This is a genomic window from Rubripirellula reticaptiva, from assembly GCF_007860175.1.
Lineage (GTDB): Bacteria > Planctomycetota > Planctomycetia > Pirellulales > Pirellulaceae > Rubripirellula > Rubripirellula reticaptiva.
The window spans coordinates 182,831-197,182 of sequence record NZ_SJPX01000004.1 but is presented as its reverse complement, the minus strand read 5'-3'; the positions used below and the strand labels follow the sequence as shown (position 1 = coordinate 197,182).

Sequence of the window (14,352 nt, the reverse complement as noted above, 5' to 3'; positions counted from 1 at the left end):
TACCCCATCAAGTTATCCATGAATCCCCTTCGCAATCTTGTCCACCCTCGCGACGAAATCATGCAAACGATGGATCGAATCTATCGCTATCGCATGACGACCACGTCCGGCGGCAACCTTTCGATCCGCGATGACGAAGGCAACATTTGGATCTCGCCAGCGCGAGTCGACAAAGGCGCTCTGACACGCCAAGACATCGTTTGCGTACGAGCCGATGGAACCGTTGACGGCCTGCATCCCCCGTCGTCTGAATTCCCATTCCACAAAGCGATCTACCAAGCTCGCCCAGACATCCGTTCGATCGTCCACGCGCACCCGGTCGCACTGGTTGCCTTCAGCATTTGCCGGCAAACGCCCAACACACGGCTGTTCCATCAAGCTCATTCGGTTTGCGGCAAGCTTGGATTTGCACCCTACGCTTGTCCAGGCAGCGAACAATTAGGCAGCAACATCGCGGCGACTTTCGCCGAAGGCTGCGATAGCGTGATTCTCGAAAACCACGGCGTTGTCGTCGGCGGCGAGTCGCTCGCTAGCGCGTTCAAGCGATTCGAAGCTTTTGAATTTGCTGGCAAGACACTCGTCAAAGCCAGCCAACTCGGCAACGTCCGATTCCTTGAAGACAAGAAACTGCAACAAGCCGCCAACCGAGGCGTCGATTTCGATTCCTATGACCCGATGGCCGCCACACCGACCGAACAAGAACTTCGCCGCCAATTGTGCCAATTCGTGCGTCGCGGTTGCCGACAACGACTGCTGATCAGCACCGAAGGCAGCTTTTCGGCTCGCGTCGACGCCGAATCATTCTTGATCACGCCAACTCAGAAAGATCGCGAGCTAATCGAAATCGACGACATCGTGTTGGTCAGCGGCAATAACCGCGAGTACGGCAAACTGGCTAGCCGAGCCGCCCGCGCCCACCAAGCGATCTACCGAAAACATCCTTCGGTCCAAGCAATTGTCTTTGCCCATCCGGTCAACGCGACTGCGTTCAGCGTAACGGATTCTACTTTTGACGTTCGAACGATCCCTGAAAGCTATGTCTTCCTTCGAGATGTCAAACGAGTCCCGTATGGCACTCAGTATCGCGACGAAAACGAATTGGCGAGCTACGTTTCCGAATCGTCGCCAGCAGCAATCCTCGAAAACGACGGCGTCATCGTGACCGGGCGAAGTGTGCTGGATACCTTTGATCGACTCGAAGTCCTAGAATCAACGGCCGAGGCTGTGATCAACGCCAAATCAATCGGCGAAGTGGCTACCATGCCAGATGCTGTGATTGACGAACTAAAATCTGCTTTTAACCTAAACTGATATGTCTATCGAAACCACCGACGTCATCTTGGTCGGCAGCGGCATCATGTCCGCGAATCTCGGCGCGATGCTGAAATGCTTGCAGCCGGATTTGAAGATTCAACTTTTCGAAGTGTCCAAAGAACTGACTCGCGAAAGTTCCAACGCATGGAACAATGCGGGCACCGGACACGCTGGAATCTGCGAACTCAGCTACACGCCGAACCAGAACGCTGACGGAACCGTCGACGCGTCGAACGCAATTTCGATCTTTGAACAATTCGAACAGTCGCGTCAGTTTTGGGCCTACGCCGTTTCGTCAGGGATGATCGACACCCCACGCGACTTCATCAACCCGGTCCCGCACATCAGTTTTGTGCACGGCCAAAAGCAAGTCGATTTCTTGAAGGCTCGCCACGCTGCGATGTCCAAGCATCACTTCTTTGAAGAGATGCAGTACTCGACCGACCCTGAACAGATTCGCCAGTGGGCGCCGCTGTTGGTTGAAGAACGCGGCGAAGGCCCGATCAGTGCAACCCACATGACGGGCGGCACCGATGTGAACTTCGGCTCGCTGTCCCGCAAACTGATCGGCTGGATGGCACAGCAAGATGGTTGCGGTGTCGCAACCGGTCACCGTGTCGTTGGCCTAAAACGAACGTCGCAGGGCTGGGACGTTACCGCGAAAGACATTGCAACTGGAAAGCAAACCACGACGTCGGCCAAGTTCGTCTTTATCGGCGCCGGTGGTGGCAGCTTGACCCTGTTGCAAAAGTCAGGCATCGACGAAAGCAAGGGCTTCGGTGGATTTCCGATCGGTGGCCAATGGATGGTTTGCGATGACCCAACCATCGTCGCCAAACACCAAGCAAAGGTGTACGGCCAAGCACAAGAAGAAGCGCCAACGATGGCGGTGCCACACTTGGACACTCGCGTGATCGACGGTAAGAAGGCATTGTTGTTTGGTCCGTTCGCAGCGTGGACGACGAGGTTCTTAAAAGAAGAAGGCAGCCTGACCGATTTGCCATTCTCGATTCGCCCCGACAACATCGCATCGCTACTGAAAGTGGGTGCGTACAACTTGCCGCTGGTGAAGTACCTGATTCAACAAGGTACGCAAAGCATGGCCAGTCGCATCAAGTTGCTGCGAACGTTCTATCCGGCCGCCGATGCAAAGGATTGGCGACTGATGGACGCCGGCATCCGCGTCCAAGCGATCAAACGCGAAGACGGCGAAGCAGGCATCGTCCACTACGGCACCGAAATCGTCACCGACAAGGACAAGAGCATCGCGGCACTGTTGGGCGCATCGCCGGGTGCGTCGGTATCGGTGGCGCTAATGCTAAAAGTCATTCAAGACTGTCTGCCCGACTTGATCGCGCCCGCAGACGCCGCCGCACGGATGAAAGAAATGATTCCTACCTACGACGTCCCGATTCAAGACTCAGCCACCGCCGACCAGTTCCGCGAAATTCACCGTCACTGTGACGAAGTCTTGCAGTTGCAAGTCTAGGGGCAATCAGTCGACCGAGTGCTCTGCTTGCGACGCTGCGAAAATGAGGAACGGCAAATACGTATCCGTCCCCGAAGAACAAGCTGAAGTACCTACGCGCAAACCGAGTGTTCTCGATGCAGTTTTTTCTTTGCTGAAAAAGTAAACGTCCTACGGTTGAACTGAACCGCCGATTGCAATCAGAGCAACTGGAACCAGAACTCTGCTCGCGGGTGGGTGCTGTCCGAACAAATCGATGAACACTACAGCGCCGAGTCTGCCATCGCCGAATTTCTGGACACAAATGGCAATCTGGCGAGTTTATCAGTGCACAGCAGTCGGTTGCCAACGCTCCATCGGCGTCGGCTCCAATTCATTCGCGCTGCGCGATCGACCTGTGAAACCATCAAAGCAAACACTACAAAGATGTTACGACCAGCATCCTTTTTGGCTGAAGTTGGTGACACCGATCCGATCAAATCCGACTACTGTGACGGAAGAAATGTCCCGGATAACGACGGCTACGTTCACGCCAACCGCGACGACGTCGCGCCGTCGAATGATCTTGCACTGAGCGGCACAGACCTCATTACACCGACGCCAACTTCTGATGACCAAGCCGAAGCGGCTAGAGGTCGTGTCGACAGCTCGCCCAAAGTGACTCGTTTCGGATAGGCCAAGGCGCCGAGATCGTCGCCGACGATGGAATGGTCCGATCCGTCGCAGAAAGAATCACCGCTGTTGGTCGTTTTTGGTCCAGACAAACTCGAAACATTGTCTTGTTACGACCCGATGCACCCTTGGACGAAGACGGCTACGACGCTGCAAATCCTTGGTCCGCTCGCCAGGTGCAAGAATCGGCTACCTGGCGAACCCGACAAGAATTAGATCAACAAATGACTCGTCACTCATCAGCTGGTCAACCGAGAGAGCAATCGCGTCAATTTCGCTATCGTCAGTAGTAGGTTCCTGCACAACCCACTCGGGCGTGATGACCGACGCAACAGTAGTTAGCTGCGTTTCACCGATCAACCGCACACGATTTTTTAGCGTGCCGTCAAAAGCTGATCTGTCGAGAGCTGAAAAACTGACAGACTCTATCGCAATTTTGGGTAGAGCGAACGCCTCGCCCGCAGCGGATTGTCCAGTTGAGTTTCGATTTCGAGCCAAATCATTGATCACCCGCAAGGCATCCAACGCCGTGACACTATCATCGCCATTGTGATCAAAATACACGCCGGGCCACGCACCGATCGACAACGGATCCCGCAGGAATTGCGTGTCTCGATCTGAATGTGCTCGCCGTCCCAATTCGTTGATGATTCGAAGTGCGTCGGATGCCGTAATCGAGCCGTCATTGTTGACGTCACCGGGCTGCAGAAAGTTCTGCCAAGGATGCGGCAATTCGGCTTCAATACGTTCGCTTCCCGCCGTAGGCTGATTCGCAGTCAGCAAGAACTTGCCAGCCCTGGTCACAGGTTCGGACATTCGCCAGCTCTCAACGCCAGCGACCGTAATTCTATCTTCCTGTCCCGCCAAAATGGTAAGCAAAAGCTCAGTAGGTGATTGACTCGCCACAAAATTCGCGTCGATCACGATTGTGTCGGCACCCGAACTCGAAAGATCCAAATGGGAAAAGCGACTCACGTTCAAACCGGGATCGGTAAGGTCGATTGTTCCACCATTCCCCTTGATGATTAGAGTGTTGACCCCAAGACCACCGCGAATCTGCAGACCACCGCCGGGAATACCAATTCCACTTCCAATATCAAGCGTCAAAGACTCGTCCGCCGAGGTCCCCTCAATGAGCAGCGAGCCCGCGTTGACCACCGGAACGCTCAGCAACTCCGTTGAATTGGATCGGAAAAGGATGTTTCCGGATGCAATACTGAGGTACGCCGAGTCGTCGACGATCAATGCCGAGACATCGGGCGAGGCTCCACCGTCAAGGATCGCGATTGCATAGTCTTCCACTTCACCGTCGGCAGCCTCTCCCGTCGGTGCTAATCCACCCAGGGAAGAAAGCCGGAACCGTGCCACGGATGTGCCGGGTGTCGCGCCAGCCGGAATTGTGAACCCGATTCGGTTCTGGCCCGCGTTTACATCAAGCGAGGTCAGGATTTGTTCGCCCGCATCGTTCCAGTCACCGTCAAGATTAAAATCGATCCAGCCATCGAGCTTACCTGGTCCAGAGGAAAAAATCGCGAAGCTGGACTTGGTCGCAACGTCGCTTGAAACCAAATTGGCAATGACAAGCATGGAATCATCGCCAAAGTCGGCTTCAGCGTCCAAGCTGGATTGCCCGTCCACTTCCGACGTCACGCCACTGCCGAGGAATAGCGAGCCCACTGAATGCCGGGCGCCATCGCGAGCAAGTGTCACAGGATAAGTTGCCGGAGCGTCACCAAAATCAAGCAGGGTTAGCGGCGGCGTGTTCATCGCCCAAGAAACGCTGGCATCCATGTTGAGCGGGTTTCCTCCGAAATCCTGAATTCCGGAACCTGCACTGGACAGCAATAATGTGTAGTTTCCCGGTGATGCAGTCACATCCAGTAGACTTAATGAATAGCTATTTGATGATTCGTTGGTCAAAGTGAGACTCGTCAAAGGAATTGCAATTCCATCAAGCCTTAGGTCGAAATCGTTAATGTCGACACCCACCACAGCTTCACTAAAGACGACTTGCACTTTGTCGACCGCGGTCTGTCGAGGGTTGGGGCTGATAGCGGAAATCCTGGCCGTTGGTGGTGTGGTATCACCATCGTTATTTGCACGAAAATTATCGATCCCCAAATCCCGGAAACCATTCCCCGAGATACGAACAGACGTTGTGTAAACATCCGCCACGGTTTCGGCAAAGCTTGGCGTGAAGGGCTCTTGGATCCAACCAGCCGCTTTGGCTTGCGAATCGGTCCAGTTCGGATCGAACGTGACCGAAACTGTCCGCCATTGTAGAAGCGGAAAATCGGAAGTTAAGGGGAACATCCAGCCATTGTGGCTGCTGTCCTTGTATCGTAGACGCAACCAAATGGCATCAAAAGAACCAGATTCAAATCGAACGTCCAAAGAAATTGTCGATACTCGAGCTCCGAGATTTCCTGTCAATTCCGATGACTGATAAAGGATGCTGCTATCAGACGAACCATATGACCTCAGGTATCCGCCTGGATTTCCGCCCGAATTTACAACTTCAATCTCCGCTCCAGCAAGGTTTTCTGTCCAGCCGGCGGTATCGTCAGGCGTTTCCCAATCCTCAAAATACTCAGCCGAAGCCGACTGATCATTTTGGCTGATTGTTAGTGTATGCACCTTGGTTGAGCCGAGCGTTGCCCCAGTAGGCGTGCCCATCGTCAAGACAACTGTCTCGTTACCTTCCGGATCAGTATCGTCAATTACGTTAACCGCAACCTCGGCGGTCGCGTCACCCGCTTTAATCGTGATTTGACTTGCAGGAATCGTAAAGTCGCTCGCACTCTCCGCTGTCCCACCGACAGTAAAGGGGACAATTACATCACTTGTTGATACAGCAGACAACTCTGCTGTGACCGTGACTACTCCAACGTTCTCCGAAGCAACTTGACCAGCGGTAGTCCATACCACAGTAGGTTCGATCACAGTCGAGTCGTCATTCTTGATGATCCCGATCGCAGTATCATTCGCAATGCTCACACCGCCTGATGCATTCGATAAGACAACAACAAAGAATTCGTCACTTTCTTCATTCAAATCACCCTGGATTTCTACCGCAAGCGTTTTGCTTGATTCATTTGCGAGAAATGAGATCGCTCCAACGGGGAAACCGCCTACGAAATCAATTGCAGTTGCTGGCGTAGTCCCCGTTCCCAAAACGATATACTCAACCGAGAAGGCGGCATTCGAGTCTCCCATTCGCGAAATGGTGAAGTCAAATAGTGTTGAGCCAGTGTCACCCTCGTCGATTGATTGGGAAGTACTGAAGATGCTGACGCTCGGCTGATCATTTTGGCTAATCGTGAGTGTGTGCACCTTGGTTGAGCCGAGCGTTGCCCCAGTAGGCGTTCCCATCGTCAACACAACCGTCTCGTTATCTTCCGAGTCAGTGTCGTCGATCACGTTAACCTCAATTTCGGCGGTCGTGTCACCCGCTTTAATCGTGATTTGGCTAGCAGAAATCGTGAAGTCGCTCGAACTTGCCGCCGAACCAGCGACTGTAAATGGGACAATTACATCGCTTGTTGAGACCGCAGACAACTCCGCTGTGACCGTGATTGCTCCTGCGCTCTCGGCAAAAACTTGACCAGCGGTTGTCCATACCACAGTTGGTTCTATCACGACCGTGTCGTCATTCAAAATGACGCCGGTCGCAGTATCATTCGCAATACTCGTACCGCCTGATGCATTCGATAAGACAACAACGAAGGATTCGTCACTCTCTTCGTTCAAATCACCCTGGATTTCTACCGCAAGAGTTTTGCTTGATTCATTTGCGAGAAAAGAGGTCGTTCCGGTGGGGAAACCGCCAACGAAGTCATTTGCGGTTGCCGGCGTTGTCCCTGTTCCCACAACAAGATAATCAACCGATAAGGCGGAACTCAAGTCTCCCATTCGCGAAATGGTGAAGTCAAATATTGTTGAGCCAGTGTCACCCTCGTCGATTGATTGCGGAGTACTGACGATGCTGACACTTGACGCTTCTAAAGAGTTACTGTCCTCGACGGTGATCGGTATCGACGCACTTTGAAAACCAGGAGCGAACGCCGTTATCGTTACCAACTTATCACCATCGACGACTCCGTCGGCGATCGCATCAATTGAAACTGGAGCAGTCAGCGAGCCAATTGGGATTTCAACGCTTCCCAGGACTCTAAGTTCAGTAACATCCGAGCTATGAAAATTGACGACTAACGGTGACGCAGTAGAACCGCTCCGACCTACTGTCACTGTCCCGGCATTTGACCCATCGCTTTCATTCACTGATTGCGTCAAAGTAGACAAGCTCAGCACATTGCTTGAATTCGGTGGTTCGATGGTCAGGGTGTAGTCTGCGTTGGCATTGCCGACGACCCTGGCGAAGTAGACTCCGGCGGGCTTACCCGACAGGGAAATGTCCTCAAAGTTTGAGGAGTTGTTGTATGAGAAAGCCAAGCGAACGTTGTCGTCGTTCCAAAGTTCGAGCTCAAGGTTGCCATTGCCGTGCACAAAGTCGATGCGGACTTCATGCGCCGTGGTGCCTGTGGCAGTAGTCTCGAACCGGAACCAGTCCTGCGAATCCTCCAGTCGCAAGTCGGTGATGATTCTCTTGCTGCCTAGAACACCGAGGTTTGGTGATGCAACAGGATCAGGCGACTGAAGCGAGACCTGGAGGTGCGAGTCATTCGGTTCGTACGGGTCATCAACACTGTTGCCCGGAGGATCGATCGTTAGCGTGTAGTCTGGATTGGCATTGCCGACGACCCTCGCGAAGTAGACACCGGCAGGCCTGCCTACCAGGGAAATGTTTTCAAAATTTGAGGAGTTGTTGTATGAGAAAGCTGATCGATTGTTGTTGTCGTCCCAGAGTTCTAATGAAAGATTTCCGTTGGCATGGGCAAAGTCGATGCGCAACCAATCGTGTGTCGTTCCCGTCTCCATCGTCTCGAACCGAAACCAATCCTGCGTATCGTCAAGGCTCAGGTGCTGGATGCGTCGTGTTTGTGTCAGGACGCCGAAATTCGGTGAGTTGGGGGCGCCGGGTGGCAACAGGGTGACATCAAAATAGTTGTCGTTATCCTCGAAAATATCACCGCTGTCAGTGTCCGTCGTTGGTGTGATGGTTCCTTCAACTGCGAAGTTGAAAATGTTCTCATCACTGTCGTTTGTTGCAAACGAAACCTCGCCAAAGTGTGTGCCTGGAACCGTTGAATCAAGCCTGATCGAGAAAGTATCGAACGAGCCCACGGGTATGCTTTCGCTGAGCGCACCGACGAGCGAAAACCCTTCAGGAATGCGTAGGTCACTTGTACGTAGTGGTGAACTACCACTGTTTGCAACGCGAATCGCCGTGACTGGTCCGGTCTGATTCAATCCTGCGCTACCAATGAAAAGTGTCTCCGTGCTGCCGTCAACAATAGCTCCACCGTCTGAGCTCACTTCCAATTCCGGTTGTGAAGTACCCGCGACTGTCGGTGGTTCGATGGTCAGGGTGTAGTCTGCGTTGGCATTGCCGACGACCCTGGCGAAGTAGACTCCGGCGGGCTTACCCGACAGGGAAATGTCCTCAAAGTTTGAGGAGTTGTTGTATGAGAAAGCCAAGCGAACGTTGTCGTCGTTCCAAAGTTCGAGCTCAAGGTTGCCATTGCCGTGCACAAAGTCGATGCGGACTTCATGCGCCGTGGTGCCTGTGGCAGTAGTCTCGAACCGGAACCAGTCCTGCGAATCCTCCAGTCGCAAGTCGGTGATGATTCTCTTGCTGCCTAGAACACCGAGGTTTGGTGATGCAACAGGATCAGGCGACTGAAGCGAGACCTGGAGGTGCGAGTCATTCGGTTCGTACGGGTCATCAACACTGTTGCCCGGAGGATCGATCGTTAGCGTGTAGTCTGGATTGGCATTGCCGACGACCCTCGCGAAGTAGACACCGGCAGGCCTGCCTACCAGGGAAATGTTTTCAAAATTTGAGGAGTTGTTGTATGAGAAAGCTGATCGATTGTTGTTGTCGTCCCAGAGTTCTAATGAAAGATTTCCGTTGGCATGGGCAAAGTCGATGCGCAACCAATCGTGTGTCGTTCCCGTCTCCATCGTCTCGAACCGAAACCAATCCTGCGTATCGTCAAGGCTCAGGTGCTGGATGCGTCGTGTTTGTGTCAGGACGCCGAAATTCGGTGAGTTGAGTGTGCCCGCGGTCGCCGCGCCAACTTGCGCGGCGTTATCGTTGGGTTCAAACGGATCAGACGCAAGGAGAAGACGCGGTTCGCAACGCTCAAACGTGGCAAGACGATTTCCCAAACGGCGGCGTCGATTGACTTTCGATCGCTTCTTGCTCGAGCCCGTGTGGCTATCTACTTCGTTTAACGAATCATTGAAATTCATTCACTGGGCTCATTGCTGGAAGGCATTGTGAAAATTGTTTCGCAAAATACGCAACTGCGGTACGTTGACGGAGACTAGACTTAGTGCTCACAAGTCGCTTACGGAGTGATCCGTGGTTGAGCAGTTTAGTTAAACCGAGAGTGACTTGCTGGAGGATGGTTTTTTGGCGCGAGTCTACATCGGCGCCGGGGCATGAGACTCCGTGGAGCGACATCCGAACCTTGCCATCTTTCGCCGACTAACAACTGGAGTACTGGACGATATTGGTGGACGCAGGCATTGATGCCTCGCTCGTAGGACGCGTGTTTCGTAGCGAGATTAACCGCTCTGTGAATCGAAACAGCGATTGGGCGACCGATCCGGACTCAAAATAAGGAAACAGATGAAATAGTCGTGAGTTTCAGTGCGTTCGATCGAAGTGACGACACACTTACGACTTATTGCCAAAGAAGGTCGTAAAGAAAAATCATTGGCTCAACTTGCGAACCCGAGGGACTCCAACATGAAACGGCTAGTTTGGTTTTATCGGGAGAAACGGCGATGGCGTTGTGGCCTGAGATTTCGGGCAAGCGCAGTAGCGCCGTCGGCTTGAGCGTGACGATATCGCGAAAAACGACTCGGCCATCACGATGATAAGTCGCGAAGGATTGATGATTGGGAAAGGCCACCATCGCGCGAACGCTCGATGGAAAGGGTTCCGCGGTCAGCCCGTTATTCGCTCCGCGATACGATGCAAGACGGGTGCCTCCGACCAATAAGATCGGCGTCCGCTGACCAGCGTCTGTGACGACGAGTAATCTCCCAATGGGATCTCGTGTGGCGATGGGACGCGTGACTTGCATCTTTGCGGCATCGACACTCCAAACTTGCTCGCGACCGACGCTATTGATAATTAAAGTTTCATCGTTGTAGCAGACAAGATCCGTACTGGTGTCGTACATATATCCGTGAATGTCATATTCCAAATTTGGCATCTGATAACGGATGACGAAACCATCCGACCCAGTGCTCACAAGCGTTTGACCATCGCCCGTGAACGCCATGCAGGTGACGTCGCCGTTGTGGCGGTGCTGCTGTGAAATTGACTTCTCATCCTTCGCGTCATAGCGAGTGAGATTGCCGCGTCCGTCTCCCGCAATGAACTGGTCGGGAGAGCCCGGTACCGTGACGAGGCAATTGACACGCAACTTCGAAGGTGTGAATTGACGTACTTGCTTGGCCGTCGCGACGTCCCAGAGTCGGATGGTCGCATCGGCAGAACCGCTCAAAAGACGACTGTCGTCTAAGAACAACAGTGTTAGGATGTGGTTTTGATGGCCTTGTAATTCTCTCGCATCCGTGTCGATTTCAAGTGGGAACGCTTCTTCGATTTTCGAATAGTCACCGACCGCGATCCCGTCGGACCATGCATCGCTGAGCAGATTGTCCGAACGCACGTTTCGATCGAACAGATTGGACAAGCCCGTCAGGTAGTTGGCAATTTGCCGGTGGGTGTCCATGTCTGCCGAAACAACGATCGCCTGATGACTGGGAATCTGTGTTGCGGCACAGGGTCCACCAAGATGTTCCCACAAGTGGGGCGAAACGTTATTCATCAATAACTGACAGAGCTGGGTGGGCGTCGACTGAACACGCAAGGATTCGAGTGAGTAGATGGCGCGAAACAGCGTTCGCTCCGAATTCTCAACCGACGTTACCAACCAATTCGTTCCCTCGGAGGAAGTTTGTGCAACCATCGTCAAGCCGTGCGGCTGAAGAGACTCAAACAGATCAGCCAGCGAAATCGCGACGAACGTTAGCTTGAGCGTTTTTGGGTTTACGCGAATCGCTTTTAACGCTGACTGATTGATGGTGACCGGAAGCCCGCTAAGGGTTGATATGCGAGTGGTCAGTTCGTCTAGCGAGATTCCATCAAAACGAATGGGGTCAGCAAACGGCTGGGAAAGTTCCGCCAATCGCTCCGCCATGATCGGCGATCCCAATTCAGGCGGAAACCGCGATTCGAGTTTAACGGTTGCGATCGTTGCCGATTTTCCAGCCTTGGGGATTCGGATTTCTTGCGAGACTTTGTTGAACAGCGGTTTCTCGATCGAGAGAATCGCATCTCCGCTGGGCAGTTCGGGCGAGCGAAAGGGTGTTCGTCCCTTGGCGATTCTCTCGCCGGTCGGCGAGCGAATCACGACTTCCGCACCCAGCGGGATGGAATCAACTTCAAGGCGACCCATCAACCGAACCAGTTGAACGTTGCTCGTGACAGTCGACGATGTGCCTCGTCGTAACGCAACCGTTTCCTGAAAAGGTTCGTATCCGTCAGCCTCAATCCGCAGCACCCTGTCGCCGGGGTCGCCGGACGATGTAGCCATTCCGTCGATCAATGAGAGCGGTTGTTGATCAAGGGTGACCGTGGCGATGGCGGGCGTGATTTGAAGGACAAGGTTGGCGGGTCGGGTCAGGTATAAGAACGTCGACAAAACGATGAACGAAGTCGTCAAAGCAATCGCTGCGGTGCGAATGCGGTTGCGGCGTGCCCAGCGGTAGGCTTTTCCGAATGCACTTGTTCGGCGCGAACGAATCGGCAGTCCATTGATCTCGCGATTGAGTTCGTCGGCGAACTCCTCCGCGGTGTTGAAACGATCTGCGGGATCCTTCTCTAACGCCTTGTGGCAAATGGTTTCGAGATCCTCCGAGACGTTGCGATTGACACTACGCAGCAGCGGAAGAGACTCGTTTTGAACGCGGTATAGCACTTCGGGAAAACTGCTCGATCCGAACGGAATTGTCCCCGTGAGTGCGGCATAGAGCGTTGCGCCCAATCCGTAGATATCCGCGCGGTGGTCCGCTCTACTCGAGCCGACGAGCTGTTCCGGCGCTGCGAAATTGGGCGTCCCGACAACGGCCCCACTCATCGTTAGATCGGAGGTATCGTCGAGGCGTTTTACCAAACCGAAATCAGTCAGCATCGCGAATTGGTCTGAACGCCTGATCAAAATATTCGAGGGTTTGATATCGCGATGCAAAAAGCCGCAATGATGCGCGTGTTCTACCGCCCGGGCGACCCTCTCAACAATACGAGTGCGGGAAAGCACCTCGCCACGATCGGGAACCGCTCTGGATGACTCTCGAATGCACTTCGACAAATCATCCGCGTCCACCAATTGCATCGCGTAAAACGGTGTATCGTCGAAAACGCCGACTTCATAGATCCTGACGACGGCGGGATGGTCCAACGCCGCGACGGCTCTGGCCTCGTTCAGGAACCGGCGTTTTGATTCAGGATTTTCCCGTTTAAGTGGGTGAATCAGCTTCAGTGCAACTTCTCGCTGGAGTTTGCTATCCAACGCGTGATAAACGACTCCCATTCCACCTTGCCCGAGTCGCGAAACGATTTCAAAGTGACTGAAATAGCGAGGGTCCGTACCAAGTAGTGTCGAATCGCTTGAGTGCAGCGAATTTGATGATCCACCGGCAGGGCTATCGACCGTGACAGTAAGTGTATTGGCGTTTAACTTCGCCGATCCATGATCGTCGGGATCAAGATCGGCGATAAAGTCAAAGCCTTCGGTCATGCTGCGGACGAGTGCGCGCAACTTCGCGTGATTCAGATCACTGTTGTCGGGAAAGAAATCAAACAGAATGCGTTCATACGAACTGGGGCCAGCACCGAGAATTGCGTCGAGACATTGCTCCAGTCGCGAAGGCTCGATCGGGGTACCATTGCTGCGATTCGAGCCGATGTCACTGGTCACTCGAAATCTCCCGTTCAGCCCATCGCAGCGACTTCGCGACGCGATAATCCACTTGATCGACGGTCATCCCAAGGGCCCTGGCAATTTCGAGATGCTGCAAACGGGATCGGTATTTCATGTCGAGGATCAAAGCGATTTCGGGATCTGCGTCGGTGAGGCGCGCGATCGTTTCTTCCGCAACGATTTTGGCTTGCAAGTCTTGGCCATGAGGATCGCGCACATCCGATCCCGAAAGAAACGTGATTCTTGCCTGACCGCCTCGCTTAATCGACCGTTTGCGTTTTTGATGATTGCTAATGCGCCATCCAATGCTTTGCGCGGCGCAGTTCAGAATGTGCGTGCGATCGTTCCAAGACTCAGGGTCTTGTTCAAGCAATTTCAAGAATACGCGATAGGGGATAAAGTCGCCCTCGAGCGAGTCGCCGGCACCAAGCTGTTTGCGTTTTGCGTCCGTTTTGCGAAGTAGTCTTTTGCGAAGCATCATGTACAGGCGGTTGGCCAGTTCGCTGTCGGCACCCGCAGAACGCATCATTTCCGTGATCGGATGCATAGCGAGTGAATCATCATCTTCTTGGAATTCGTTTGTCATCGGGGCCGTTAGGATGTGATTACCTGATTCGCGATCGATTCAACCAATGATCAACCAATGATCAACCAATGATCAACCAATGATCAACCAATGATCAACCAATGATCAAGCAATGGTCAAGCAATGGTCAAGCAATGGTCAAGCAATGGTCAAGCAATGGTTGGCCTAAAAGATTGCGACTCTTCTAG

6 protein-coding genes are annotated in these 14,352 nt (G+C 53.3%); 3 read left to right on the top strand and 3 right to left on the bottom strand.

From position 1 onward, the window contains the following. Window positions 1-18 precede the first annotated feature (18 nt). The 3 genes from Poly59_RS17780 (at window position 19) to Poly59_RS17770 (ending at window position 3,457) form a co-directional block, all read left to right on the top strand. Window positions 19-1,311 (top strand): class II aldolase/adducin family protein, encoded by a 1,293-nt coding sequence (locus Poly59_RS17780; RefSeq protein WP_146535475.1) that lies wholly within the window; start codon window positions 19-21, stop codon window positions 1,309-1,311. 1 nt (window position 1,312) lies between these two features. Further along, window positions 1,313-2,803, top strand: a complete 1,491-nt coding sequence (gene mqo, locus Poly59_RS17775; RefSeq protein ID WP_146535474.1) for a malate dehydrogenase (quinone) — start codon at window positions 1,313-1,315, stop codon at window positions 2,801-2,803. 405 nt (window positions 2,804-3,208) lie between these two features. Continuing rightward, window positions 3,209-3,457, top strand: a complete 249-nt coding sequence (locus tag Poly59_RS17770) for a hypothetical protein (RefSeq protein WP_146535473.1) — start codon at window positions 3,209-3,211, stop codon at window positions 3,455-3,457. Between the two features lie 186 nt (window positions 3,458-3,643). Here Poly59_RS17770 and Poly59_RS17765 read toward each other — a convergent pair whose 3' ends face one another. The 3 genes from Poly59_RS17765 to Poly59_RS17755 all read right to left on the bottom strand — a co-directional run bounded on the left by Poly59_RS17765 (window position 3,644) and on the right by Poly59_RS17755 (window position 14,164). Further along, window positions 3,644-9,829 carry a Calx-beta domain-containing protein gene (locus Poly59_RS17765; RefSeq protein WP_146535472.1) on the bottom strand — a complete coding sequence of 2,062 codons (6,186 nt, stop codon included), beginning with the start codon at window positions 9,827-9,829 and terminating at the stop codon, window positions 3,644-3,646. 437 nt (window positions 9,830-10,266) lie between these two features. Then, window positions 10,267-13,575, bottom strand: coding sequence for a protein kinase domain-containing protein (locus tag Poly59_RS17760; protein WP_146535471.1), 3,309 nt, complete (start codon window positions 13,573-13,575; stop codon window positions 10,267-10,269). Next, window positions 13,565-14,164 carry an ECF-type sigma factor gene (locus tag Poly59_RS17755; protein ID WP_146535470.1) on the bottom strand — a complete coding sequence of 200 codons (600 nt, stop codon included), beginning with the start codon at window positions 14,162-14,164 and terminating at the stop codon, window positions 13,565-13,567. Before Poly59_RS17755 ends, Poly59_RS17760 begins: the two co-directional genes overlap by 11 nt. Window positions 14,165-14,352: the final 188 nt, after the last annotated feature.

Coding starts and splice junctions, on each gene's coding strand:
- Poly59_RS17770 (WP_146535473.1), top strand. CDS start 3,209: ATGTTACGACCAGCATCCTTTTTGGCTGAAGTTGGTGACACCGATCCG.
- Poly59_RS17780 (WP_146535475.1), top strand. CDS start 19: ATGAATCCCCTTCGCAATCTTGTCCACCCTCGCGACGAAATCATGCAA.
- mqo (WP_146535474.1), top strand. CDS start 1,313: ATGTCTATCGAAACCACCGACGTCATCTTGGTCGGCAGCGGCATCATG.
- Poly59_RS17755 (WP_146535470.1), bottom strand. CDS start 14,164: ATGACAAACGAATTCCAAGAAGATGATGATTCACTCGCTATGCATCCG.
- Poly59_RS17765 (WP_146535472.1), bottom strand. CDS start 9,829: ATGAATTTCAATGATTCGTTAAACGAAGTAGATAGCCACACGGGCTCG.